Source organism: Allobacillus saliphilus (genome assembly GCF_018138385.1).
Classification (GTDB): Bacteria; Bacillota; Bacilli; order Bacillales; family Alkalibacillaceae; genus Allobacillus; species Allobacillus saliphilus.
Map to the genome: position 1 here is coordinate 34,079 of NZ_JAGSIE010000012.1, position 24,269 is coordinate 58,347.

The window sequence follows — 24,269 nt, forward strand, 5'->3', positions numbered from 1 at the left end:
GCGGTTTTTTAATTTTTGAGAAGAGCGAGTAACTAAAAGTAAGCTCTAAGTATGCCTATACCCCCGAGCGGGCAGAAAATAAAGCTAAAAAGTCTTATAGGAGCGCTCTATACCCCCGAACGACCAAAAAATAAAGCTGAAAAGTCTTATAGGAGCACTCTATACCCCCGAGCGGGCAGAAAATAAAGCTAAAAAGTCCTATAGGAGCGTCCTATACTCCCGAGTGACCAGAAAAATAAACTGAACAGTCTTATACATGCAATCTGGCCCCTGTGCTAATGATATGTCTTCAATAATTCAGAGGCATATTTTTTTTGCGGTCACAAAAACTAACGACATCTGAAGGAGGGAGTATATTAGTGAAAAAGGTAACAGTAATTTTGTTCGCAATTATTCTTTTTTGTGTCGGTTGTGGACAAGAAGAGGAAAGTATTGATTTTAAATTTGAACCAGATCCGGTTAGCTTTGGAGGAAATGGTGACGAAGTAAGACCACGACAAAATCGGTGGGCGAATGATGGCGATTCAAACTCGATTCAAAATCCTGAATATTCGATAGGAACGAAGAAACGCGAACGTACGAACGGAAGGAACCGACGTGGATTTGAATCAGAAACCGATCCGCGTCCAGGTATTGGTTCACCTGAAAAGCGAGACGGAGATTCCATTAAAACGCAATCACAGCTAGATGATTTGCTGGAAGAAGTTGTTGAGTTAACGAACCGTGAAAGAGAAGTAAATGGATTACCGACTTTGAAAATCGACCCCGAATTACAAGATGTTGCCCAAGAGAAGTCTGCTGATATGGCTGATCTAAATTATTTTAGTCATGAATCGCCGACCTATGGTTCACCTTTTGATATGTTAAATGAATTTGGGATTGATTACGAAGTGGCAGCTGAAAATATTGCAGCGGGATTTTTTGATCCTGAAGATGTCGTGAATGGTTGGATGAAAAGTGAAGGCCATCGAGAAAATATCTTAAATCAAAATGTTACCCACATAGGGGTCGGCTTTGAAGAGGGTGGAGAAATGGGGACTTATTGGACGCAATTGTTCATTGCGAAATAAGTAAGAAGCTCTTCACATTATAATAGTATTAATTTTCCGAATTGACTGTTAATGATTCTCTTTTATATAATGAAGAATAGAAGAGGAATCAAAAGTGGGTGAGGAAAATGGGACTCAGGCTGGAAGAATTAATGAATATTCCTTCTTTACAGGATGTTCACGTCATAACGGGTGAATCTTTATTGGAAACTAAAAAGGTGGAATGGGTTTCCATTGTTGAGTTGCCGGTTCAGAACTTTATTCGTAAGCATGAACTCGTTCTATCGGCGGCCACCAATTTTAATCAAGATCCTAATTCGAGTTATCAATTTGTAAGCGATATCATTCAATCTGGTGCGACGGCTCTTGCAATTGCAACTGACAATAGGATAGAAACCATACCCCAAAGAATCATTGACTTGGCTAATGAGAATCATTTCATCCTTTTGTTATTGAACTGGAAGACCAATTTTTCCGACATTGTACAGGAATCACTGCAAGCCATTAATGAAAATAATGAAAAACGGAGAAAAAAGACAGAGCATCTACGCATTCGATTGATGGATCAAGTACTGAATAACAGCTCGTTAGAAACATTAATGGAAATATTATATAAAGAAATCAATATTCCTGTCGCGATCAGTGATGAGGAGAAACAAATTCGAGCGAATTATGATTTCGATCAAGAGATTATCGATGCCATTAATCAGTTTAATGATCTTCCGGTTCATTTGATGGAATCACCAGTAGTACCATCAAGTGACCACCCATTGTATCAGCATATTAATCAATATGTAGTAGGAGATCAAACGTGTTATGAATTGACAATCTTTTCGAACCATAAAAAACAAGGGTATTTATTATTTATGCCTGATAGTCCGGATGAGTTGGATTGGTTTGTCATGCATGCGTTAGAGCATGGGCTTACAGCTTGTGCGTTATATTTTTTAACGGAAAATGCAATTGAAATGACAGAGATTCGATTGAAAGATAATTTTGTTATGCAGCTGGCCAAAGACATCGAACATATTGATGCAAAAGTTTTATCAAAAGGAAGCCTGCTCGGATACGATTTATCCTTACAATACGCTTGTATTGTAGGCGATTTTACGACAGATCATTACCCAGAAACTTTACGATATGAAGAGAAAGACCAACCAGGACACTCTTCTTTGCATAGTTTGAACTACTATATACAAAAAGAAATAACGTATGCAGAACAGCAATTAAATCGACGAACGATGTCATCATTTGAAGAAGGAGAAGTCGTTATCTTCTTGGAAATCGATGAAGAAGGTCACCAAAAGACCATCAGTCACTTTCTTGATATGATTGAACGACGCTTACATGACCAGCTGGCGGGCATTACTTTCGCTTGGGGTATAGGCATTCATAATCAAGGGTTGCAATCTTTTTTCAAAAGCTATCAAGAAGCAAGAACAGCACTTGATCTTCATGTAGAACAATCGACCTTTGGTGGTAGAACGTTTTTTGAAGAAACGAAGTTAAACCGGTTGTTATTAAGTATAGAAGGAACGGATGCATTAATAACAATCGTCAATGACACTATACGGCCACTGTTAGACTATGATCGTAAAAAGAAATCAGATTTGATTCACACGTTCATGACATACCAAACATTTAAAGGAAACGTTAGTCAAACGGCTAGGGCATTGTTTTTACATCGCCAAACATTGTTGTATCGATTAAAAAGAATTGAAAGTTTGACGGGATTGACACTCGTTGATTCTGATGATTCATTTTTATTGGAAATGAGTATCCGATTATGGCAGCTAAAAAATGGTGAATGGAATGAAACAGAGGTAAGAAGCTCAACTGACATTTAATATGAAAAGGATTGATCCCGTATGAAAGAACTTGAATTTCATACGGGTTTTTTTAATGAACATCATTCTACATAGCAAGTAAGCAAAGTGTATAAGTACATGATTCAAAACTTCATACAGATTGTACGTTACCAAAATGACCTTACCGGTAATACAATAGAGTAAGAGAAATTATTTAAAAATTCTAATTATAAAGCGCTTTCATTAAGAAGGGAGGAATACCCCTTGTTGACTTTCGAAGTTGGAGAATACCTTAAACGACTGAAGAAAACAAAACAGCGAATGGAGAAAGACGGTGTGGATGTTTTGCTGGTGACAGATCCAGCAAATATGAATTATTTAACAGGTTATGACGCATGGTCCTTTTATGTGCATCAAATGTTGATTGTTATCATCGATAAACCACAACCAATATGGATTGGTCGGTATATGGATGCGAATGGGGCGAAACGTACGACCTGGATGCATGATGAAAATATTGTTTCTTATCCGGATTATTTTGTGAATTCGCATCAATTTCACCCAATGGAATACATTGCAAAGCTTTTAACTGAGCTAAAGCAAGAAAAACGGGTGATTGGCGTAGAAATGGATCAGTACTATTTTTCAGCAAAATCATATACGACGTTGCTTGAACACTTACCAAATGGGACATTTAAAGACTGTACCTCTCTCGTTAATTGGGTTCGCATCATTAAATCTGATCAAGAGATTGAATTTATGCGAAGAGCGGGAATGCTGGCAGAGCAAGCTATGCAAGCAGGAATTAATGCAATCCACACAGGATCAAGAGAGTGTGACGCAGCAGCATCTATTTACTATGAACTGATTAAAGGTAAAGAAGAGTTTGGTGGAGATTATCCATCAATCGTCCCGATGCTACCGACAGGTGACAAAACTTCAGCACCTCACTTAACGTGGTGTGATGATCATTTCGAAGAAGGAAATGCCGTTATTATTGAACTCGCAGGTTGTTATAAGCGCTACCATGCACCATTAGCACGTACGGTGTTTCTCGGTAATCCAACTGATCGGTTAAAGAAATTGGATGAGATTGTACAGGAAGGCATTGAGAATGTACTTCAAAAAGTGAAACCGGGCATCTATCTTGAAGAACTTGAGGAAGCTTGGGTGGAGTCAACACGGAAATATGGGATTGAAAAAGAATCACGTCTAGGTTATTCAATAGGATTAAATTACCCGCCAGATTGGGGCGAACATACAGCAAGCATACGCAAAAATGATCGCACAGTTTTGGAGCCGAATATGACATTTCATTTTATTCCAGGCTTATGGTTTGACCAAGATGGGATAGAGACGAGCGAATCCTTCCGTGTGACTGAGGACGGAGTGGAATTACTGACGAATTTCGAACGTGGACTGATTCAAAAAATACCGTTCCATTTTCCAGATGATACAAAAGGAATTATTAGTTAAGGTAGCAATGAATATAGATAATTATTAAGGAGGAGATTATATGACAACATTCAAACCAGGAACAAAGGCCTCGTGGTCAGGGGAAAAGGACCAATTAGCCTTTGGGGCAACACAAGTACCCGTCGTGAATAGTGTTTCTTTCGGATACGATGATATGAATGAGTGGTATGAGATTGCAACTGGTCAACGAGAGGGCCATATTTATGGACGGAACACAAATCCTACTAATCAAGCTTTTGAAGATAAACTGAAAGATTTAGAAAATGCTGAAGCGGCAACAGCTTTTGCCTCTGGGATGGCAGCGATTTCTAATACGTTATATACATTTTTACGTCCAGGAGATCGCGTCGTTACCATCAAAGATACGTATGGTGGAACGAATAAAATTTTCACAGAATTTCTACCGAACATGGGTGTAGATATTACGTTCTGTGAGACCGCAAACCATGAAGAAATGGAAGCGGAAATCGCACAAGGTTGTGACCTAGTTTATTTAGAGTCGCCGACAAATCCAACACTGAAGATTATCGATATCGAACGGATGGCGAAAGCAGGACATGAAGTTGATGCGTTGGTCGTAGTGGATGGGACATTCGCTTCACCAATTAATCAAAACCCATTAGAACTCGGTGCAGATATCGTTCTGCATAGTGCAACGAAATATTTAGGGGGACACTCCGATGCAATGGGTGGAGTGGTCGCAGGCAGCAAAGAATTAGTCGATCAGATTTACCATTACCGTGAAATTAATGGGGCAACAATAAACCCTCATGCTGCTTATTTGTTACTGCGTGGCATGAAAACGTTAGAATTACGAATTCGCCAACAAAATGAAAACGCAATGAAAGTCGCTCAGTATTTAAAAACTTCCGAATGGGTAACCGATGTATTTTATCCTGGATTAGAAGATCATGTCGGCCATGAGATCGCGAAAAAACAGATGAAAGGCTTTGGAGGAATGCTTAGCTTTAACGTCCGTGGTGGCGTTGAAACAATGAATCAACTGTTACCGAAATTAAAATTAGCGAAGCGGGCAGCGAGTCTCGGGTGTGTACAGACAATTATCGGACCTCCGCGGGTAACGAGCCATGTTGAGTGTACACCAGAGGAGCGTGCTGCAATGGGAATTCCTGAAGGGTTAATCAGGTATTCAGCGGGAATTGAAGACCCAGATGATTTAATCGCTGATTTAGAGCAAGCTTTTGAATCCTTACCAAAGGAGATTTTAACAGCAGAAGTAAATTAAATCGGTAGGTAGTCATGAACACTTAAAAAGCAGTTCAGATTAGGCCATTCCTAATTGAACTGCTTATTTATATTGGTATACAGAAAAAGTTACCTATGTTTCGTTTAATAAGAATTTGCGACGATTATCAGGCGTAGGGACCATACAAGAGTCTTGAGTTCCAAACCACTGATATCGATTACGGGCAATATAGTTATATACTGGATCGCGAAGTGTATGAGGTAAAATAATTAGTGGATGGAAATACTTCCAAGGAGATGGAAGATGTCTTGCAATTCGGAGAGCCGCTGTTGATTTTGTATAAATTTTACCTGATTCGATAAGAATTATGCTACTAACACCATTCGTTTTTAATTGGTTCATTACTTTTCTGCCTAGATCACTTTGTAATGAAGCAAAGCGAAATTGATCTTTTGAATCCCGTTTAATTAAAAATCGAACCGCATCATTACATAAATTACATACACCATCAAATAAAATTATGGATTTTTCCATAATCAACTCACTCCGTCCTACCATAATGGCTCTTCATGATTAGTAAGTTCAAATAAAAAAGGAATCAGTAAATAATAGCCAATGAGTAAAATGACAAGAATACCGATGGAAATAGCCATTGAAACATCAAAAAAGTTAAGTACTAAAACAAAGAGATTGCTTAACATTGCAATAAACATTCCTTTTCTTCTGCTCCTAGCAGTATAATAATTTGTCTCACCACAGTTTGGACATCGTTTTCCTACCCCTGTACTGGAAGCCATCCCTAAAGCTTCTTAATAGGTGTATTCATAGCTACAATGTTTACATTGAAACATTCTATTCGCTCCCTATTTGAATAGTTTCCTCAGTAATTTTCCAGATCCTTTACCAGCAACACGCCTCCCGACACGTCGGCCTACACGTCCCTTTCTAACGGCGTCTACATCATTCCAAATACGAAGGAACTTGTAAATTTTCGATTTTAAAGACATACGCCCATCTCCTTTATATAGTCATCAAAGCGTACTCAAGTTTCCATTTATCATGAATAACAACATTCTACATATCTTAAGTATACATCTTTTGTTGAATTTTCCCAAGAGCATGACGCGGTTGGTCAGACTACCTTGAAGTTATACGGATGGTCGGTTATAATGAAGGTGACAAAAAAAGTGAATCGACAAGACCACAGGGGGAGCCATTGGTATGGCTGAGACTGAGTGTGATGCTCTAAACCCTTTGAACCTGTTAGTTAGCACTAGCGTAGGGATGTGGCTTCAATGGTGCAATGCTGGGTGACCCATTAATGAAGCCTCCCTAGGATTGCTTTTTTTGTTGTCTTGAAAGAGATACAGAAGGGGAGGAATTATTATGAATCATAAAACATTGATGTTAGTGGAAATAGCGATATTAACAACGTTAGCTTTTCTGCTCGACACCATACCAGGGTTGCAATTTACCATTTGGCCACAAGGTGGTTCGGTATCATTTGCGATGATTCCAGTTTTTATCATTGCGTTCCGTTGGGGATTAAAAGCAGGACTTGCCTCTGGGTTGCTTTTCGGAGTCTTGGATCTAGTATTTGGAGGTGTCGTAGTCCACTGGCTACAAGGATTACTGGATTACATTATTGCGTTCGTTGGACTTGGTGCGGCTGGAATATTTGCAAGTGGCATTAAAAGCGGCTTGCAAAATGATGATAAAACTAAAGTGTCCATGCTTATAATCTTTGGGACATTCATAGGCATGGCTATCCGTTTCGTTGCTCACTATTTAGCAGGGGTAATTTTCTTTGCTCATTTTGCACCGGAAGGTCAACCTGTATGGATTTATTCATTAGTGTATAACTCGACTTATTTGATTCCCGGTTTTATTTTATCTGCAGCAATTATTATTATGCTAGTCATTTCCAGACCTCAACTCGTTGTACGTAATAGCTAATATAAAAAATCCCTTTCCCAGCAAAGGGATTTTTTAGTTAAAGCTTTTGAATCATTAAAAGATTGGTAGGAACGTTCAGTGGAAGATTCAGATTATTTGTTTCGTCATAAGTGTACTCGTATAATTAAGAGTAGAAGTCAAAATAATGGAGGTACACATCGTGAGTACAGTGTATGATATTTCCGTTGAAAAAATGAACGGGGAAACAGCTACCCTAGGTAACTATGCCAATCAAGTAATGTTAATCGTTAACACAGCAAGTAAATGTGGTTTTACGAATCAATTTGAAGGGTTGCAAAAGTTATACGAAACTTATCACGACCAAGGTTTCGTCGTGCTTGGTTTTCCGAGTGATCAATTTATGAATCAAGAATTCGATAACTCTGATGAAATCCTGGATTTTTGCCAGACGAATTATGGTGTATCGTTTCCAATGCATAAAAAGACAGATGTGAAAGGTAAAGAGCAACATCCGTTATTTCAATATTTAACAGGCGAGAAGAAGGGGATGCTTGGCGGTGAAATTAAATGGAATTTTACGAAGTTCTTGGTTGATCGAGAAGGAAAGGTCGTTGAAAGATACTCACCCCAAACAAAGCCAGAAAAAATCGAAGCAGACATAAAAAAATACCTTTAAAGCGAAAGCGATTCAGCGTATAAAAGATTTAAGATCTATGAAGTTTTACTAACGTCAAACCCCAGTTGGATGTGATACTGAATCCAACTGGGGTTTGACGTTATACACTGTATCCGTATTTCTAATGTACTTAAAAATTCTTGTTAATGTTTTTATCTTTAAGAAATAGTGACTTCTCCGAAAAAGATAACGTAAAGTGACCACGTTCAATAGATAACTCATTTTTCATTTCATTTAATAATTCTTCTAATGCTTCTTCATCGTTATCCTTTTCACCTCTTGAGAGTGTGAGACGAATAACGACCCCTGTATCTTGTCCCTTTAATGAAGGGATATCGTCATGGGATATATTCAGTTGGTCGCCTATGTCCTTCGGATATGTCAACCACAATTCTTTAATAACATTCTGCCCAAATTTGTCTTTCAAACGAGGCATTAAGAATTCTTCTAATTCGTCTTCCCATACTTCAGCCACGTAACTATCTGTATATTCACCCGTTTTTCGATGAGGGTAAACTAAGAATTGGAAATCAGGATTGTTGACCGGCTGAACAATCGCTGCATAAGAGAATTGCTCATAGATAGAAGCATTGTCATACATGACTTCAACGATTTCCATCTCATCTGTAAAATGTTTATCTAAATAGTCGGCAGCTTTTACTTTAACTTCCTCTGTTCGCTCAGGATCTTTTTGTAATCCAAAATAAGTAGCCGTTACGATTACGATGATTAATCCTAGCAAAAAGATACCGAATACTAAAAAGACCTTATTTTTATTACTCAAATCATCACCTCAGTTTTTTATGAGAGCAACGTGTCTCTTCCTTTATCTATTATATAGAGGGGGAGAGGGTGAGTAAATGCTATTCATGAAAAGTACAAAAATTTGTTAATTAGATAGAATTTTTGTAATATTATATCTATATAGAGTTGAAGGGGGAAAGTCGATGAAAGAAGCAATTCAATTGGATCCAGTGTATCCGAAGAAAAAGATGAATAAGTGGTTAAAATGGACGCTCATCGTCTTGGCGATTCTAGCTGTCGTCATTATAAGTTTATTGATTTACGTAAACGCTTACATCAACCGGTCGCTTGCACAGACAGAAGGGACAGTAACTTTGAATGGTTTAGAAGAGGAAGTGACGGTTGTGTATGATGAAGTGGGCGTCCCACATATTCAAGCGGCAAATGATTTAGATTTATTTTATGCTCAAGGCTACATAACAGCACAAGACCGAATTTTTCAGATGGAATTATCGAGAAGACAAGCATCTGGACAATTAAGCGAAGTGATCGGAGAAAGTATGCTTGAACAAGATAAGTATTTTCGTACATTAGGCTTACGGAGAGCTGCAGAAAAATCGTTAGAAATATATGACGAGGAATCTCTTAATGTATTACAAGCTTATGCAGATGGTGTAAACGCATATATTAAGCAGATGGAAACGACAAATTCCATGCCAGTTGAATTTAAACTCGCAGGATTGAGTGAAATGAAAGAATGGACACCATTGGATTCACTGACAATCGGAAAGTTTATGGCCTTCGATTTAGGTGGGCATTGGGAACGGCAGGCGTTTAATTATTATTTAATGAATCATTTCGATGAAGAAGTTGCCTATGAATTATTCCCGGCTTATCCAGAAAACGGCCCAACAAACATCATGGAAGAAGAATATGTCGATGTAACTGCCAGTCTCTCTAAAGCAGTTATCCCAGATGAGTTTAATGGGAGTAATAATTGGGCAGTGAGTGGTGAAAAGACTAAATCTGGTTCGCCAATTCTATCAGATGATCCGCACTTAGGATTGTCGACACCTTCGATTTGGTATCAGAGTCATTTAGAGTCACCTAACTATAATGTATCCGGTGTAATATTTGCTGGTGTACCTGGTATCATTTTAGGACATAACGACCAAGTTGCATGGGGAGTTACGAATGTCGGTCCTGATGTACAGCAATTATATTTGGAACGAAGACACGAAGACGATCCGACAAAATTTGAGTATGACGGTGAGTGGTATGAAGCCGACATCATTACGGAAACCATTCACGTGGATGGTCAAGAATCAATTGACTATGAAGTGATTGAAACGATTCACGGACCGGTCATATCTGAATTTGCCAATGGCGTTGGTGAAGTTGAAGGAGATACTGTTTTATCGGTTGATTGGACAGCTTTAGACGCTACAACAGAATTAAAAGCTTTATTAGAGTTCAATCGGGCTACAAATTGGGAGGAGTTTGAGGAAGCATTGGAAGGATTCCACGCACCAGCCCAAAACTTTATGTTTGCTTCCAAGGATGGAACGATTGCTTATAAGGCAAATGGTAAAATACCAATCTATGAAAACCCGGATGACGCCCTATTACCGATGAAGGGTTGGGATAGTCAGTATACATTAGATGAATTCATTCCATATGATGAACTACCAACACTAGTGAATCCGGATAAAAACTTTATTGCAACAGCAAACAATAAAGTCATTGATGACTCTTATCCATATCACATTAGCCATGTATGGGCCCAACCTTATCGTTATTCAAGGATTGAGGAGTATTTATCATCAAAAGATGATTTGACTGCAGAAGACATGATGGAGCTGCAAATGGATGAGAAAAATAAACAAGCAGAATTATTCGTGCCAATATTTATGGATGTTCTAGGCAACCAAGCGGATTCGCAAGCGGAAGAGCAGGCGATTAAACTATTAGCCGAGTGGGATTTTGAAGATCACAAAGAGGAAGCTGCACCACTGATTTTCCATACGATGTTGAGACAAATTGAGGAGAATTTATATGGCGAGGAATTGCCTGAAGAAGTCCTGTCGATGTTCAAAGGAATGGGTCAAACAACGGACCAATTGATTCTTCGCTCTTATGAAGGTGAAGAAATGCATTGGATTGAGCAAAATGGAGGATTAGATCAATTGCTCTCCAAATCATTCAGTGAAACCGTTCAACTTCTTACAGATGAATACGGTGAAAGCCTGAATGAGTGGAAGTGGGGAGATTATCACCAAATCTATTTTGCACACAATCTATCCGGCATCTCTTTTTTAGAACGATTTTTCAATCCTGATCCACCTCAGCCACTTGGTGGAAGTGGTGTCACTGTGATGGCAGCCAGAAGCAAAGAAGATGGAATTGTTAACCATGGAGCTGGTTGGCGATTTGTCAACGACCTAGCTGATCCAAATTCAGGCTATCATATTGTAGGTCCTGGTCAATCCGAACATTATCGCAGTGAATTCTATCAGAATCAATTAGATGATTGGATCGAGGGGAATTATCATGAGACACGGATCGATAATTACTCAGGTAAACCACTTACCCTGCAGCCTTAACTAAAAAATAGACAAATAGTAAAAAAAGTGACCACAGCAAACAAATTGTTATGTAGGGTCGCTATTCATAAGGAAAACCCGAACGATTTATTTACATTTCAATCGTTCGGGTTTTATTTTTTTACAAACTTGCATCTCAAATCTCTATGAATAGATTTTTTCTATCAAGCTCGTTGATTCAATTCATGCAACGCTTGAGTTGTTCGCTCAATCTCTCCATGTAACTCTTCGTTCTGGTTCGCTTGGTTTTGAACAGTAGCACTGATTTCTTCAACGGAAGCAGTCGATTGTTCTACAGTTGATGAGAAGTCATTCATAGAATCCTCTATGAGTCTTGCATGCTCATTCACTTCATCGGCTAGTTGTTTGAAGTTTCTCATTTGGTTCATTAATGTATTGGCATTTACCGAAAACGAACCGAATAACTCACTGTTCTCCGTAATTGATTCAATATGTTCTTTCATTTGCTTGTCAATAAGATGGATTTGCCGATCGGTTGTTTCATTGGAATCTTTCATACTTGTTAAGTTATTCGAGATTTGTTTCGCCGTTTGCTCTGTGTGGTCTGCTAGCTTACGAATTTCTTCTGCAACGACAGCAAATCCTCTCCCATGCTCACCTGCACGAGCTGCTTCAATCGATGCATTTAATGAAAGCAGGCTAGTTTGCTCAGTAATGTCTTGAATGGACTGAATAAAAGATACAGATGAATCTACTTTTTCACTTAATTCACTGAATGCAGACTTCATTTCTTGGACATTCGTTTGGAAGGTTCTCATCTCATCAACGAGTTCATCTGACTCGATCTTTCCTTTTTCAGCATTCGCTCTCGTTGTTTCAGTATCTGACTCTATCCGATTTAAATCACTGACCATCTTTTCCAATAACATCGATGTTGTGCCGATGGACTGGTGAATATCAGAGATCGTTCCTGCTTGAGTTTCCGTACCTGATGCAATTTCTTGTATAGCTCGGTTCATCTCATTTAAGGAATCTTTTTGTGTGTTCGATTGCCATTCAATTCCGTCCATGCTTTGTTGGATTTTTTTCGTTTGTTGCTCGATGAATTGATTCTGTTTTTGTTCCTTCTGAATTGCTTCTTCATTATTTTTTTGAAGTTCATCCATTATTTTTTGGTTTCGTGATGTAATGACAAGTTGTAACAATAGAACAACACTTGTCAATGTGAAAATTAACAACGACGTTGCATAGTCAAATAAAAACGATTCTCCATGGATATAGATAAATGTGATGAATAATCCAATACTAATGGTGAACCCATATAAAAAAATGGGTAAAGATAGATAGAAAGAACTTGTAATTAATAAAAAATAAATTAATGCAGCTGTTTGTCCAGAAGTTGTCGCAACGATTAAGATTGTTCCAATAATCAAAGCGATCCCGGAAATAAGTATGTAGGGAACAGTATTTGATAGTTTTCTGAAATACACAAGTGTAGTAACTAATAATAAGGTAATTAAGCTTCCAATTAAAATGGTTAAAATAACAAATTTCGTCTGTCCGATCAAATAAGTCACGCTCGTGCCAAGTACCATAATAACAAATAAAAAAATAATGGATAATCGGTTCTTCAAGTGAAGCGTATTTGTAATAATCATTTGAGCCGTATTTTCCATTTTTTCACCTCCGAAAAACAGTTTTTACTATGTTTATCGGTTATTTTTGATAATTAAATAGGATTTTTTTAAAATTTTTCACGATATTTTAATAATAGTAAATAATTTTTGAAGTTTATACATTTTAGGAATCGCCCGAGTCATTAAATTATGGTATATTAATGGTTAAAATCAGGAGGGGATGTACAATGGGCTATGTTACATTAGTCGAGATATTTAAACACCCAATCACCCAGAAATATTTGAGACGATCAGGCGTTCATCATGCTGTAAACGTTACCGAAATTGCTTACCGCCTTGCAAGTGAACGAAAAGAAAACCTCGAACTTGCTACAAAAGCAGCGTTACTACATGATATGGGACATTTTGAATGGTACAGAGAAGGAAAGTGGGATTATGATGAATATCGGAGACACGATATCCACGCTATTAAAGGTGCCGAACGAGCACATAAGCTATTAATTCGTTTAGGAGAAAACAGAGTGAAGGCTAAAGAAATTGCCATTGCCATTTTGCTGCATACAGACTCTTATTTGCCGTTTTCTGTAAAAGAGTTTCGTACACCATTACAACAAATCATTTATGAAGCGGATGAGTTGGACGAACTACCAAAAGGTGGGCATCATTATTTGCAAATGGAAAATGTAGAAGCGATTGAACGATTAACATCGATTGATCAAAAAATCCAGGAAGCAAGCGACAATTTACAATCCAATTAATAAGGGCTTTTCTATTCGCTAGCTATCTTATATAATGAGGTTAATTTAAGGAAAGGAAGATTGTATGAAAACATTCAAATTAATCTCCCTTACAACATTAGAAAAACTAGGCGATGAGCTGCAAAATAAAGAAATCGAGTTTTACGATGGTTTAATTATCGATCGTGAAATTGATCGGAATCGTTGGCTTGTGGAAAGTTTCATGCCTAAAACGTATGAAGACTTTTTCAGAAATAAGCTGGATAAAGACCGAGAGATGGTTTTCCAAGTGCGAATTACAAAGACAGAAAATCCAAAAGCAACACTTGTCGGAAAAGTTGAAACGATTGAGGAAGTTGATGATAGCATCAGTGTAGTCATCATTGGCAATATGGTCAATCGTGAACGTGAATTAGTAGAACAAACATTACAAGATTTAATCGAAGCCGGCTATCAAGGTGAACAGTTATTGATTAAATTCAAGGAAAAAAATCAAGAGAGCATACTTTAACCCCTAATCTGAAATCAAAAGTTCAGTTAGGGTTTTCCTATTTTTTAATAACAAGCACCTATTCACTTTCAATAGGCCGCTTGAAGTCAGTGTAAAATGGAGCCCTTGAAGCTTATCAAAACATAAAAATATAAGGGTTTATGCCGCCGCTGCAAAGGAGAACGTACTATGAATCCAACTATTCAAAAAAAGCCATTATTGGACAGATTATCAGTTGTTCAACTGATTTCAATTTATTATTTTGCTGCCGTATCTGTTACCGTATTTCTACTTTCATTGCCGATTGCGCAAAAAGAAGGTGTAGACTTAAGTTTTATGGATGTCATATTTACTGCGACTAGTGCAGTAAGTGTAACCGGTTTGACAGTTGTATCTACGGCTGATTCATTTTCGGTCTTCGGCATTTTTACCATTGCGCTGGCTCTTCAAACTGGCGGTTTGGGTGTCATGGCTTTAGGAACATTAATTTGGCTTGTTCTTGGTAAAAAGATCGGTTTTAAAGAACGGCGCCTTATTATGACAGATCAAAATACAAAGTCTATTTCTGGTATCGTGCGCTTAGTTAAAGAAATGTTCTTTGTCATTTTGGGTATCGAATTCATTGGGTTCCTAATTCTCGGCACATATTTCATGACATATTATGATTCGATATGGGAAGCTTTTTATCACGGTTTCTTTACGGCAGTGAGTGCGACTACCAATGGTGGTTTTGATATCACTGGAGCATCGCTCATCCCGTATCAAAATGATTATTTCATTCAGTTCATCGTTATGCTTTTAATTATTTCCGGAGCGATCGGATTTCCTGTATTAATAGAAGTGAAAGAGTACTTACAAGTATCAAAGCAAGAGCGTACAATGAAACGTTTCTCATTATTTACTAAGTTAACTTCATTGACATACTTTGTTTTGCTCTGTTTCTCTTTTATAGTCGTATTACTTTTGGAATTCAATCATTTCTTTGCAGATAAGAGCTGGCATGAAACAATCTTTTATGCATTATTTCAATCGACAACGGCTAGAAGTGCTGGCTTAACGACAATGGATATTAATGAATTCACTGAACAAACACAATTATTTTTATCCTCTATGATGTTTATTGGTGCCTCACCAAGTAGTGTTGGTGGGGGAATACGCACGACTACCTTTGCTTTGGTCATTATTTTTATCCTTCAATTTGCCAGAGGCCGGTTTAGAGTGAAAGTTTTTGGAAGAGAAATTGAAGAAGAAGACTTATTCAAAGCTGTTGTCGTCACATTCTTAGCATTGATTATGACATTTATTGTCGTGACAATCGTACGAGTGATTGAGCCATTTCCATTGATTAGTATTATTTTTGAAGTCACATCGGCATTTGGAACAACCGGTCTTTCAATGGGAATTACGCCTGATTTGACGAATGTCAGTAAAATATTATTAATCACATTGATGTTCATCGGAAGAATTGGTATTTTAACCTTTCTCTTTTCACTTAATCGTGATCGCCAAGAATCAACATACCGTTATCCGAAAGAGAAAATTAATATTGGATAATGGAATGGCATGGGATTTACTAGCTCTAAATTTCCAGATATCAATAAATACAAAAAAACGCCAATCGTTTCAGAGAACGATTGGCGTTTTTCGTATTTATAATCTTTGTTCGTTCAATTAGCAATAGAATGCGGCACCAACAATGATTAGCAATATAAATAAAACGACGATTAACGCGAAATTGTTATATCCGCAACCATAGTTGTTACCTCCATAACCAGGACTTACAAAGTTGTTTTGGCCTCCGCAGTGGTTGTATCCTCCCATATTACATCACCTCCATGTCATTCATCACTATATACCTATGTTTCGATGGAATGACAGGGAAGGGGCATCTACCTAGTTTCAAACAAATTTTTAAAAAAATTATTTATCTGATGCATTTTCGTCTTCTTTGCTATGTTCTGTCTTTGATAGCAGTTCCCTTTTTAAGTCAAGTATTTTCAGTTGATCGTTTTCATATCCAATAATAAAGTTTGTGCGATAATGATGAGTTTCTTGGACTTCTTCTTTTTGTAAGATTTGGTGATCAGATAGAACGGTCACAGAAGCACTTTTGTCCTTGTTAATTTCAATTTCAATGTCTGACCGTTTAATGTCACCTGATACGACGTAGAGTTCACGGAACTCCGGATATGAATACTCGACTTGTTCTTCGCTTCCCAATAACGAATAAGCCGTAAAGTAATCACGTAAATTCAATGTCTCATAAAAATAATCAATGAGATATTGAACGTCGTTTAATAATTGGTCATCGGTTACATTCATAAAACCGTTAGGATCTCCATCGTAATTTAACTCTTCATTACTTGCGGTATCTGACCACATTAACAAACGATCATATACTTGAGAGATAGGAATACTGAAGCCCATATCTCCTTCTGTCGTGGCAGCTGAGTTTACGGCAATAACAGTACCTGTTTTTCTATGGATTAATGGCCCACCGCTATTTCCTGTAGAGATATCTGCAGTAATCTGATACAAATTGTTATATTCATAATTAGAACCATCAACAGTGAAGCTTCTATTTTTTCCTGAAATTGTACCAATCGTGACAGTATTTTGAAACCCATGCGGGCTACCGATGGCAATAATATCATCACCCGTATTTGGTGTTAATCGTATGTCTATTTCTAATCCGCCGTTGTTTGCTAATTGAGGTACACGGATTAAGGCGATATCATTACGTTCACCAATTCCGATAATGGCACCAACATAGTTTTGAGCATCAGAGGTTTTTACATATACTTCTGAAGCATTTTGAACAACGTGCGCATTGGTCACAACATCGCCTTTATCGTTGTAAACGAAGCCGGACCCGATATTTTTACCATAAGGACCGGTCGTCTCAATCTGGACGACATGCTTTTCGGCATCGTGGATAATGGTTTGTAAATCCTTTGTTTTATCTGTTTCATCTTCATCTTCATCTTTTTTAACGGTTCCTACTAAATCAGAAGAGACACCAATGGCTTGCTCTTGCCATTGGTTATAATAGACGTAATAAAGAGACAGTCCAGTGATAAGTAAAAGGAGGGTAAAGAAGACTGGTAGAATTATTTTTTTTGCTCGGTACATCAAATCACTTCCCTTTATTCGTCATCAAGGAACCATGAAATTTGGTTAATCTCAATGGATACTTTGTCAGGCATTTCATAATGAATATATTCAAATTTACCCGTCTCATTTGGATAGAGTGTTTCTGGATATAAAAATGTTTCGTTTTCAGTTAATAATTCATCTTCTTCATCATATAACGAGTAATTCACAGTAACTGACTGAATGGGTACTGTTGCTACACTTTTAATTTCTCCTTTAACAACGATATCACCATATTCATCGGGCTTCGCTGTTACTTTCACAACTTCCACAGCATTGTTTTTGTTATGATCCTGTTCAAGCTCATATTGACTTAAAGCTTGTTCAATTCGTTTTTGCTGTTCTGTTTCAAACGCTACTTTTTGTTTTTCGATGGTTGATTTCAAGTTTTTTAAACGCTCACTTTCAGGTAGATACCTTAACCCCTCTTCCACAATGTTAAGGGCTGTTGTGAATTGATTGTCTTGAAGATTTTCACTTGCTCGGGAAAACGTATCATTGATAAATCGGTCTTCCATTGCTTGAACTAACTCTTCTGATTTCTCGGCATTTATGGAATGGATTTGCCATAATAAGATTTTTAATTCTTCAAAAGATGGACTTTCACTGAATTGTTGTTCAATTTGTGCAATCTGAACTTCATTTCTTTTTGAAATAATACGATCCAGTAGTCGTTGCGTCACTTCACCTTTATAAGATTCCAATTGATCTTCTGCTTCTTGTGCAAGCTGTAGGCCTTCATGGAATTTTTGTTCTTCAATCAATTTGTCAATGGATTGGATTTTAGACTCTACTGTGAGAGCTACTTCCATAAATTCCTTAGCAGTTTTAGCAGCTTGGAAATTTGATTTTAATGACACGGCTTCTTCAAATGCTTCCAAAGCTTGTGTATAATGACCTTCTTCTGCATGCTGTATCCCTGATTCGAAAGCATTTATTGTTTCACTATTTTGGTGCTCTAAATAGAAGTGCATAATAATTCCGCCAGCTAAAATAATGGATAACATAATAATTGGTAATAACCACCAGCGGTTAAAACCCTCATCTGGAATCCGTTCATCTAAGTCGGGTATTTCAGCACCACAGACGAGACAGAATCGTTCATTTTTTTCAGTTTGAGTGCCGCATTGTGTACAATATTTCATTCAATCACCTGTCGCTCGCCTTTCATTAGTCTATTAACTCTATTTTAGCATAATTTCTTGTGAAAAAATGGTGAAGTTCATGGCTAAATGGTAAAACTTTTTATATGAATATTTCCATAGAAGCTTTGTTTTTTGGTATGATATAATGTATAGAGATTTTTGTTAGTAGCAACCTTAGGAGGTGCAACGAAAGTGGAAGTTGTATTAGGTATTGTCATGATGGCTGTTCTTGTTACGTTTATTGGTAACTGTCTATTTGATAACGCAAGCCAATAGTCATCACTTAAGGAACTACTCCTTTATATTAGACGTAAAGAAAGTGTGAAATGTTTCAATACATTTCACACTTTTTTTCTGTTCTTAACGATTATAAGGTTGAAAGGAGGGAGCAGCCAATGGCGAGCGAATTAAAGTTAGATACACAACTTCAGTTATTGTTTGAAACAGGGATTGACCATGAGGGTGAGGTCATTATCAAACGTAAAAATTTCAACCAAGTGAATACGGAAGTGGATGCGACAGCACTTTATACTGTAGCGAATTCTTTAGCTAACTTGCAAAAGCACCCACTTCACCAGATTGTTCGAAACAACTCATATAATATTCAAAATTAATGTAGCAGACTATAAATAAGGAGGTGTCAAGAATGAAACGAATTGAATTAAAATTTCGTAATGAAGCAGGTCGGTTATCAACCGTTTCACTAGACGATCCTAAGGAGCCTGTAGATCCAGTTGCCGTTAAACAAGCGATGCAGGATATTATCGATCAAAATGTATTTACATCAAGCGGCGGCTCATATGTCAGTATGGATAGTGCTCAAGTCGTCGACCGTACAGTCGAAGAAATTTCTCTTGATTAATTAAAAGGCGGTTGGATAGAGGATGACTCTATTCAGCCGTTTTTCATTAGCTTCTAATCTGGAGTGAAAGGGAAGGGAGGAATAGGCATGGAGCAATGGGTTACATGGATTCCGGAGGTCGGTTTTCCGATTTTAGTTACGTTTTATTTATTACACCGAATTGATCAACGATTGAAGGAATTAAATGAATCATTACTTCAGTTACCGATGAACCTTGGTATGTATAAAAGGTAATAGTGATTTAATTAGTAAGCAGGTAGTTACGTTCGTTAGTGATGTAATAAACCTCGGTTAATGGACGATTCTTATAAGCGTCCACCAACCGAGGTTATTGTTAGGTTGTATTCATTTTTTATCGAGTCATTGAAATATGGTCGAAAGGAAAGATAATAAATTCGGAACGGCCGATAATATCATCGGCATCAATTAAACCTAATCCGTTTCGGCTATCTTTACTGATCGATCGATTATCTCCCATCACAAAATATTTTCCTTCAGGTACTTCCACAGGGCCAAATGCTTCTGTTTCATGTTGTAAAGATTCAGAGAGATAATCTTCTTCGTAAGCTTTCCCATTTATGAAAAGTGTGTCGTTTTTATACTCAACAGTGTCATTTGGTTTCCCAATAACACGTTTGACGTAATTTTTAGTTTCACGCGAGATAATGACAATTTCACCGCGATCTGGCTCATTTACAAAGTAAACAATTTTATTGAAAATAACTCTTTCACCGTCTTCCAATGTTGGATCCATGCTCGCACCTTCAACAATGGATGTCGCAAACACAAAAGTACGAAGGAAAAAAGCAATAATCAAAGCAATAATAATTGCTTTACCCCATTCTAATATCTCTTTTTTCAATTTTAGTTCTTCCTTTCCGCTCTGATCCTTCTATATAAGGAAGTTCGTTTTAATCTGTATATTTAATAGTTTACCATATCTATGTGTAAATCTCTTAAATCATCGTTTTGTATACCCCAATACATAAATCTTAAACGGATCATCCAATTCTTTATTAAAAATTTTTGTTTGGACTTAAATATATAAGGGTATTATTACCTTAACTTCTTTATCGATTTAAACGAATACACTCTATAATCAGGTGAAGAAAGATAGAAGTAACCTTCTTTAGACTGCCTCTTGTCAATTATAATTACGTAGAGTTTTTCACTTCCTAATCAAACTTCTAGAATGTATAATAAGAACATATGTTTCTTTTTCGCGGAGGTGAAAAATATGTCGAGAAAGTTATTAAGTGAAAGCATGGTCAAAAGGTTGCTTTTCCGTTCGTTATTATAATATAGTATTACTGTTTATGTTTTATGAGCTCAAGCCAGCGAGCAACGTAACCCTAAAGTTTTAGAGAAAATAGACAAAGAATTCCTCAGGATGGTGATCTGTAACAAATGAGAGATAAAATTAACCAACTCGAAAAAGAGATTGAAAAACTTCGAGAAGAAATGATTGAACAAGCAACAGAAAAAGGAAGACTTAGTGATGAATCAATCCAAGCCTCCCAACAGCTTGATCAACTAATAAATGAATACATCGAGCTTCAGCAAAGAATGAAAAAACAGTAGTTATTGACTCAGAAACTCTTCAAGTCGATTTAATCCCTCTTCTAATATGTCCATATCATAAGCATATGAAAGCCTAATGTAACCTTCTCCATACTTTGAAAATGCACTTCCTGGAACAAATGCTAACTTTGCTTCATCTACTAACCTCATAGCAAATTCAAAACTGTTTTCATCTGTAGGTATCTTGACAAACATATAAAAAGCTCCATCTGGAGCAACCGCCTCTAGTTTCATATGATCAAGTCGCTTTAGAACATAGTTGCGTCTAGCTTTGTAAGCATCTTTCATCACATTCGGATCTGTTTTTCCTTTTGTCAATGCTTCCAACGCAGCATACTGACTGATCGAAGTCGCGCATGAAACATTGTATTGATGAACCTTCAAAGCGTGCTGCTGAATTTCTTTCGGTGCAAGAAGATATCCAAGTCGAAACCCTGTCATTGAATGTGATTTCGATAGGCCTTGTACGATGAGCGTTTGATTACGAACAGAGTCAAAGACCCCAATAGAAGTGTGTTTTTGTTCATAGGTTAATTCACTATAAATTTCATCAGCTAAAATGAAAATCTCTTTTCCACCGATTAAATCGGCAATATCCCTAAGTTCTTCTTTGGTTAAAGTAACACCAGTTGGATTCGATGGATAGGAAAGAATAACACATTTTGTTCTACTGGTTAGTTGTTTCTTTAAAAGGTCTGCCGTTAACTTGAATCCATTGGAGCGTGTGTCGATATATTTAGGTGTCGCTCCAGCCATGCGAATTAATGGTTCATAGCCTGGATATACAGGTCCTGGTAAAATGACCTCGTCACCTGGTGAAAGAATTGTCCGTAAGGCGATATCTAATGCTTGGGATGCACCAACTGTAACGATGACTTCATCTTCAGGTCGATAAGATAATTGGTAGTTCGAGTAGACGAAATGACTAATTGCTTCTCTTAACTCTAACAAACCTGCATTTGGTGTATATTGTGTATGATTATTGTCTAACGCTTGTTTAGCTGCTTCTTTAATATGATTTGGCGTTTGAAAATCCGGTTGCCCAATCGTTAAAGATAAGATATCTTTTCGATCACCAACCAGATTGAAAAATTTACGAATTCCTGAAATTTCAATTCCTCTTACAGTATCATTAAGTAAATGCTCCATTGGTATATCATTCCTTTTGTCTATATTCATTGATTGAATTGTCATTTTATTGCCCATAATGTTGATGGGGTGAGAAAAATGTTTTTGAAAGAGATGTATCAAATCATTACAGAAAATTATCTCGTTGTATTGTTATTATTAGTTATTACGACTTTTAGTTATCTAGGAGTCAACCGATTTATTCGCTTTTGTTTAAAGCGTTACGGGACGAAGACATTGAGCTTTATGTTCACAACGCTCATATTGCTATTTTGGGTATTCAGTGATTTCAGTTTTTTGTCCACGCAATTAACAAGTGCGAACGAAAGGTATCACTTTTTATTAAACGTTTTAATTTCATTAATGTTATTCGGTCTTTTATTGATTGCTACTATTACTGTTAAAAGTTTATCACAGATGAAGAAAAACAAGAATTAAATATAAGTGAAGAAAAAAACGAGCTGTGAAGAGCTCGTTTTTAATCTTTCTTATAATATTTTACATAGTCTGTGATCTGACTAAACTCTTCTTGGTCAGTACCTGAGAACATATTTAGAACAGTTCCTTCAGGAGAAACAAGGAAAAAAGATATTCCGTGGTTTACCTGATCATAACCATCTACTTTTGCAACAAGTGTCTTAAATGAATTTGCCGCAAAGCTTTCGATTTCTTTTTGATCAAACCCGGTTAAGAAGTCCCAATTGCTAAAATCTGCACCAAATTTATTGCCATATTCTTTTAAATCTTCTGGGTCGTCATTCGCTGGGTCGACGGTAAATGATACAAATCGAAGGTCAATATCTTCCTCTTTCGCCTCAGATTGTACTTTTGCCATATTTGCAGTCATCGGAGGACAGACCGTTTCACAGTTAGTGAAGATAAAGGTAGCTAGCCAGTAATTGCCTTTAAGGTCTTCAAGGCTGACAGTCTCTCCATCTTGATTTGTATATTCGAAGTTCTCTACTTCTGTTTCAAGTTGAGGGTCTGGAGTATATTTTCCTGACTCATCTTCTCCACACGCTGAAAGTATCATTATCGACATAATAGCGAGTAATCCAATTAAAATTTTATTGAAATTCATTACGTGCCACTCCAGTACTTTGCTTTATTTACTCTCATTCTAACACCTTATAAGAATTTTAAAGGGTTCAAACTTGAAGAAATTTCAACAAATCATAGAAAACTGGGATATAAATCACTTTTTTCTCAATGTATATAGGTTAATCTCTGGGCGGCATAGAAAACGAAAGGGAAGGCGAGTTGTCCCTAACCCTTTTGAAACAAATAACTGTAAAGGTCTTTGACCGAGCGTAAAGCTTCCTTCTACATATTTCTCTCCCAAAATAGGTGTAATAATATAGCCGATGATCGGCAACTGAATCTGACCACCGTGACTGTGCCCTGATAGTTGAACGTCAAATGGATAATTTTTCGTCGTGTCTGCAAAATCCGGTTCATGTGAAAGAAGGATATTGAAGTGGTCTTGCTCTGATTCATCAATTAATTGGGTAATCTCAGGATTTCCGAGTAAAACATCGTCCAATCCAGATAGATTGATGTGATCGCCATCTTTTTGAATTTTCGTCGTCTCGTTTTTTAACAGTTGAAAACCTGCAGAAGACATCACTTGAGCAATCTTTTCAGTTCCATATCCACCGTGGTCATGGTTCCCGTATATCCAGTAATTCCCATAACGTGATTGGATTTTACTTAATTTATCCTTTATTTGTGCGTATTGTTGATTTGTAATTGTGGATGGATCATCTATTAAATCACCGGTAAATAGGATAAGGTCCGGATCTAATTCACCGACTGTTTGAATTAAATCATCCAGTTCCTTTAATCCATAATTGAATCCGATATGTGTATCACTTAATTGCAAAAGCGTAAAACCGTCAAAGGAAGCAGGGATTCTTTCTGATTCGATATCGTTTCGAACAATTTTTACCCAACGAGGTTCAATTTCATGTGCATAGTAATAACCACCGTAACCTGCTCCAGCCAAACCAATTGTTCCTAGTAAAGAGCGTTTTAGAAATGTTCTCCGATTCATAAGCGGTTAATCACCTTTCTGTTCAATTAGTTGCATTATAGC

The 24,269-nt window shown here is 37.1% G+C and carries 26 protein-coding genes and 1 riboswitch; of the genes, 15 read left to right on the top strand and 11 right to left on the bottom strand.

All coding sequences use genetic code 11. The features are described from left to right. The first annotated feature begins 359 nt into the window (after positions 1 to 359). The 4 genes from KC820_RS04915 to KC820_RS04930 all read left to right on the top strand — a co-directional run bounded on the left by KC820_RS04915 (position 360) and on the right by KC820_RS04930 (position 5,579). Positions 360 to 1,070, top strand: coding sequence for a CAP domain-containing protein (locus KC820_RS04915; RefSeq protein ID WP_336511019.1), 711 nt, complete (start codon positions 360 to 362; stop codon positions 1,068 to 1,070). 107 nt (positions 1,071 to 1,177) lie between these two features. After that, positions 1,178 to 2,896: a PucR family transcriptional regulator gene (locus KC820_RS04920; protein ID WP_212368753.1), complete on the top strand. Its 1,719-nt coding sequence runs from the start codon at positions 1,178 to 1,180 to the stop codon at positions 2,894 to 2,896. Positions 2,897 to 3,124: 228 nt separating this feature from the next. After that, positions 3,125 to 4,333 (top strand): M24 family metallopeptidase, encoded by a 1,209-nt coding sequence (locus KC820_RS04925; protein ID WP_212368866.1) that lies wholly within the window; start codon positions 3,125 to 3,127, stop codon positions 4,331 to 4,333. 40 nt (positions 4,334 to 4,373) lie between these two features. Then, on the top strand, positions 4,374 to 5,579 hold the full coding sequence (locus KC820_RS04930; protein WP_212368755.1) for a cystathionine gamma-synthase family protein: 1,206 nt from the start codon (positions 4,374 to 4,376) through the stop codon (positions 5,577 to 5,579). 93 nt (positions 5,580 to 5,672) lie between these two features. Here KC820_RS04930 and KC820_RS04935 read toward each other — a convergent pair whose 3' ends face one another. Next, entirely contained in the window at positions 5,673 to 6,074 is a 402-nt protein-coding gene (locus tag KC820_RS04935; protein ID WP_236782531.1) for a thiol-disulfide oxidoreductase DCC family protein, read from the bottom strand. A gap of 17 nt (positions 6,075 to 6,091) precedes the next feature. Beyond that, positions 6,092 to 6,337 carry a TIGR04104 family putative zinc finger protein gene (locus KC820_RS04940; RefSeq protein WP_212368758.1) on the bottom strand — a complete coding sequence of 82 codons (246 nt, stop codon included), beginning with the start codon at positions 6,335 to 6,337 and terminating at the stop codon, positions 6,092 to 6,094. A 399-nt stretch (positions 6,338 to 6,736) separates the two neighbouring features. Beyond that, a riboswitch (TPP riboswitch) is annotated at positions 6,737 to 6,842 on the top strand. Between the two features lie 84 nt (positions 6,843 to 6,926). On the opposite strand from KC820_RS04940, the gene thiT reads away from it, so the two are divergent. Both thiT and KC820_RS04950 read left to right on the top strand, forming a co-directional pair. Continuing rightward, positions 6,927 to 7,496 (top strand): energy-coupled thiamine transporter ThiT, encoded by a 570-nt coding sequence (gene thiT, locus KC820_RS04945; RefSeq protein WP_236782532.1) that lies wholly within the window; start codon positions 6,927 to 6,929, stop codon positions 7,494 to 7,496. A gap of 160 nt (positions 7,497 to 7,656) precedes the next feature. Next, positions 7,657 to 8,133 (top strand): glutathione peroxidase, encoded by a 477-nt coding sequence (locus tag KC820_RS04950; protein ID WP_336511020.1) that lies wholly within the window; start codon positions 7,657 to 7,659, stop codon positions 8,131 to 8,133. A gap of 130 nt (positions 8,134 to 8,263) precedes the next feature. Here the strand turns inward: KC820_RS04950 and KC820_RS04955 are convergent, their stop codons facing one another. Next, the gene (locus KC820_RS04955; RefSeq protein ID WP_144088651.1) at positions 8,264 to 8,917 is read right to left on the bottom strand and encodes a hypothetical protein; all 654 of its coding nucleotides are present in this window, start codon (positions 8,915 to 8,917) and stop codon (positions 8,264 to 8,266) included. Positions 8,918 to 9,080: 163 nt separating this feature from the next. Between KC820_RS04955 and KC820_RS04960 the strand changes: the two genes are divergently transcribed. Further along, the gene (locus tag KC820_RS04960) at positions 9,081 to 11,480 is read left to right on the top strand and encodes a penicillin acylase family protein (protein ID WP_212368762.1); all 2,400 of its coding nucleotides are present in this window, start codon (positions 9,081 to 9,083) and stop codon (positions 11,478 to 11,480) included. Between the two features lie 164 nt (positions 11,481 to 11,644). Here the strand turns inward: KC820_RS04960 and KC820_RS04965 are convergent, their stop codons facing one another. After that, entirely contained in the window at positions 11,645 to 13,117 is a 1,473-nt protein-coding gene (locus tag KC820_RS04965; RefSeq protein ID WP_212368764.1) for a methyl-accepting chemotaxis protein, read from the bottom strand. 188 nt (positions 13,118 to 13,305) lie between these two features. Between KC820_RS04965 and KC820_RS04970 the strand changes: the two genes are divergently transcribed. The 3 genes from KC820_RS04970 (at position 13,306) to KC820_RS04980 (ending at position 15,859) form a co-directional block, all read left to right on the top strand. After that, positions 13,306 to 13,836 carry an HD domain-containing protein gene (locus KC820_RS04970; protein WP_212368767.1) on the top strand — a complete coding sequence of 177 codons (531 nt, stop codon included), beginning with the start codon at positions 13,306 to 13,308 and terminating at the stop codon, positions 13,834 to 13,836. A gap of 64 nt (positions 13,837 to 13,900) precedes the next feature. Then, positions 13,901 to 14,326 carry a YwpF family protein gene (locus KC820_RS04975; protein ID WP_212368770.1) on the top strand — a complete coding sequence of 142 codons (426 nt, stop codon included), beginning with the start codon at positions 13,901 to 13,903 and terminating at the stop codon, positions 14,324 to 14,326. Between the two features lie 168 nt (positions 14,327 to 14,494). Then, positions 14,495 to 15,859, top strand: coding sequence for a TrkH family potassium uptake protein (locus KC820_RS04980; RefSeq protein ID WP_212368773.1), 1,365 nt, complete (start codon positions 14,495 to 14,497; stop codon positions 15,857 to 15,859). A 117-nt stretch (positions 15,860 to 15,976) separates the two neighbouring features. On the opposite strand, the gene KC820_RS04985 is transcribed toward KC820_RS04980, so the two are convergent. The 3 genes from KC820_RS04985 to KC820_RS04995 form a co-directional block, all read right to left on the bottom strand. Beyond that, positions 15,977 to 16,126, bottom strand: coding sequence for a YjcZ family sporulation protein (locus tag KC820_RS04985; RefSeq protein ID WP_144088657.1), 150 nt, complete (start codon positions 16,124 to 16,126; stop codon positions 15,977 to 15,979). 99 nt (positions 16,127 to 16,225) lie between these two features. Then, positions 16,226 to 17,437: a S1C family serine protease gene (locus KC820_RS04990; protein WP_212368776.1), complete on the bottom strand. Its 1,212-nt coding sequence runs from the start codon at positions 17,435 to 17,437 to the stop codon at positions 16,226 to 16,228. 14 nt (positions 17,438 to 17,451) lie between these two features. After that, complete coding sequence (locus KC820_RS04995) at positions 17,452 to 18,603, bottom strand: zinc-ribbon domain-containing protein (protein ID WP_212368779.1); 1,152 nt, start codon at positions 18,601 to 18,603, stop codon at positions 17,452 to 17,454. Positions 18,604 to 18,998: 395 nt separating this feature from the next. Here KC820_RS04995 and KC820_RS05000 point away from each other — a divergent pair, with 395 nt between their 5' ends. From KC820_RS05000 to KC820_RS05010, 3 genes are all read left to right on the top strand, one after another. Next, positions 18,999 to 19,217, top strand: a complete 219-nt coding sequence (locus KC820_RS05000) for a DUF1659 domain-containing protein (RefSeq protein ID WP_212368781.1) — start codon at positions 18,999 to 19,001, stop codon at positions 19,215 to 19,217. A 32-nt stretch (positions 19,218 to 19,249) separates the two neighbouring features. Beyond that, positions 19,250 to 19,465, top strand: coding sequence for a DUF2922 domain-containing protein (locus KC820_RS05005; protein WP_144088661.1), 216 nt, complete (start codon positions 19,250 to 19,252; stop codon positions 19,463 to 19,465). Positions 19,466 to 19,552: 87 nt separating this feature from the next. Then, on the top strand, positions 19,553 to 19,699 hold the full coding sequence (locus KC820_RS05010) for a YvrJ family protein (RefSeq protein WP_212368784.1): 147 nt from the start codon (positions 19,553 to 19,555) through the stop codon (positions 19,697 to 19,699). A gap of 118 nt (positions 19,700 to 19,817) precedes the next feature. Here the strand turns inward: KC820_RS05010 and lepB are convergent, their stop codons facing one another. After that, complete coding sequence (gene lepB / locus KC820_RS05015) at positions 19,818 to 20,327, bottom strand: signal peptidase I (protein WP_212368787.1); 510 nt, start codon at positions 20,325 to 20,327, stop codon at positions 19,818 to 19,820. A gap of 545 nt (positions 20,328 to 20,872) precedes the next feature. Here lepB and KC820_RS05020 point away from each other — a divergent pair. Beyond that, positions 20,873 to 21,046, top strand: coding sequence for an aspartyl-phosphate phosphatase Spo0E family protein (locus KC820_RS05020; RefSeq protein WP_212368790.1), 174 nt, complete (start codon positions 20,873 to 20,875; stop codon positions 21,044 to 21,046). On the opposite strand, the gene KC820_RS05025 is transcribed toward KC820_RS05020, so the two are convergent. Continuing rightward, the gene (locus KC820_RS05025) at positions 21,047 to 22,195 is read right to left on the bottom strand and encodes an aminotransferase A (protein ID WP_212368868.1); all 1,149 of its coding nucleotides are present in this window, start codon (positions 22,193 to 22,195) and stop codon (positions 21,047 to 21,049) included. A gap of 78 nt (positions 22,196 to 22,273) precedes the next feature. Between KC820_RS05025 and KC820_RS05030 the strand changes: the two genes are divergently transcribed. After that, a complete protein-coding gene (locus KC820_RS05030) occupies positions 22,274 to 22,612 on the top strand; it encodes a hypothetical protein (RefSeq protein WP_212368793.1) in 339 nt (112 codons plus the stop codon). Between the two features lie 40 nt (positions 22,613 to 22,652). On the opposite strand, the gene KC820_RS05035 is transcribed toward KC820_RS05030, so the two are convergent. Then, positions 22,653 to 23,255, bottom strand: coding sequence for an SCO family protein (locus KC820_RS05035; protein WP_212368796.1), 603 nt, complete (start codon positions 23,253 to 23,255; stop codon positions 22,653 to 22,655). A 114-nt stretch (positions 23,256 to 23,369) separates the two neighbouring features. Then, entirely contained in the window at positions 23,370 to 24,227 is an 858-nt protein-coding gene (locus KC820_RS05040; protein WP_212368799.1) for a metallophosphoesterase, read from the bottom strand. Positions 24,228 to 24,269 lie beyond the last annotated feature (42 nt).